This window comes from Streptomyces sp. NPDC059256 (assembly GCF_042753785.1).
GTDB lineage: Bacteria > Actinomycetota > Actinomycetes > Streptomycetales > Streptomycetaceae > Streptomyces.
On the sequence record NZ_JBHYZO010000055.1, the window covers coordinates 1 to 1,787 of the forward strand.

The window sequence follows — 1,787 nt, forward strand, 5'->3', positions numbered from 1 at the left end:
GCGGTTTCGTTGGGGGTGGCGGTGATCTGGTCGGCGAGGACGTCCAGCACGGTTCCGGGTGGGATGGGGTGTTCGGTGGTGTTCCACTCGGCCAGCAGTGCTTGTTCGGCTGTGCTGATCAGTTCGAAGTCGGCGATCTTCTGGCCGGGGTCGGCGACCGCTTGGCCCAGTAGCCGCAGCAGCCGGTCCGCCAACCCCTCCACCGTCGACCGGTCGAACAGATCCATGGCGAACCGCACCCCGCACGTCATCGCATCCGCACCGCTGTCCGTCCGCACCCGACGGAACAGGATGTCGAGATCGAACTTGGCCGCCCCCGAGCGAAGGGGGAGTTCGGTGGCTTCGGTCCCGAACAGCCTGGTCAGATCCGGGCCACCACCCTCGTACGCCACCATGGTCTGGAAGAGGGGGTGCCGGGTGAGTGAACGCTCCGGGTTCAGCGCCTCGACCACACTGTCGAACGGCAGATCGGTGTTGTCCAGGGCGAAGAGGTCGCTCTCCTTGGTCCGTTCGAGGAGTTCGGTGAAGGTCGGGGTGCCGGTGAGGTCGGTGCGCAGGACCACCGTATTGACGAAGAAGCCGATGAGTCCGTCGAGTGCTTCGTCGCCGCGGCCGGCTACCGGGCTGCCGAGGGGGATGTCGTCGCCCGCGCCGAGTCGGTGCAGCAGGGCCGCGACCGCCGCGTGCACCACCATGAACATGGTCGCGCCGCTCTCCTGGACCAACTCATCCATCCGGGCCACCAGGTCGACCGGCAGCGAGACCTCCACGGTGTCCCCCTGATGGCTGGGTGTGGGGGGTCGGGGGCGGTCGGTGGGGAGGGGGATTTCTTCGGGGAGGTGGGCGAGGGTGGTGCGCCAGTGGTTGGTTTGCTGGTGGGTGAGTGAGGTGGGGTCGTGGGGGTCGCCGAGGAGTTGGGCTTGCCAGAGGGTGTAGTCGGCGTATTGGACGGGGAGTGGGGTGAAGTTGGGTGTGTGGCCGTTGGTGCGGGCGGTGTAGGCGGTGTTGAGGTCGGTCAGGAGGGGGCCCATCGACCACTCGTCGGTCGCGATGTGGTGCATCAGCACCATCAGTACATGGTCGTCTTCGGACACCTTCAGCAGGGAGACCCTCAGCGGCAGGTCCTCCGCCAGCGAGAAGAGTTCGGTCGCGGCGAGTTCCACGGTCTCCGTGAGCCAGGCGGCCGGTACATCAACGGCGTTGAACGGTACGGAGACCTCGTCCGGGCTCAGGACGTGCTGGTGGGGCTCGCCCTCGTGTTGACGGATGACGGTACGCAGGGTTTCGTGTCGGGCGATGACGTCCCCGACGGCACTCTCCAGCGCACTCACATCGAGGGGGCCGCGCAACCTCATGGCCAGGGGAAGGTTGTAGGTGTCGCCCGGGCCTTCCATCTGATCCAGGAACCACAGTCGCTGCTGTGCAAAGGACAGGGGGAGTGGGTCGGGGCGGGTGGCGGCGGTGAGTGCGGGGCGTTGGACGGCGGACCGCTCGGCGAGCCGGGCTGCCAGGGCCGCCACCGTCCGGGCTTCGAACACATCGCGCACCGAGCACTCGGCGCCGGTCGCGCGGACCCGGGCGACCACTCGGGTGGCGAGCAGGGAATGCCCGCCCAAGACGAAGAAGTCGTCCTCCGCGCCCACGGACTCCAGGCCCAACACCTCGGTGAAGGCACGTGCTACCACCCATTCCCCTGTGGTGTGTGGGGGGCGGGTGGTGGGTGTGTTGGTGTGGGTTGGTGGGGGGAGTTGGGTGTGGTCGATTTTGCCGTTGATGGTGGTGGGGAG

1 protein-coding gene is annotated in these 1,787 nt (G+C 67.5%); it reads right to left on the bottom strand.

Features of this window, described 5'->3' with window-relative positions; genetic code table 11:
• A partial coding sequence (locus tag ACFXJL_RS34770; RefSeq protein ID WP_384699486.1) for a condensation domain-containing protein occupies window positions 1-1,685 on the bottom strand: 1,685 nt, incomplete at its 3' end.
• Window positions 1,686-1,787 lie beyond the last annotated feature (102 nt).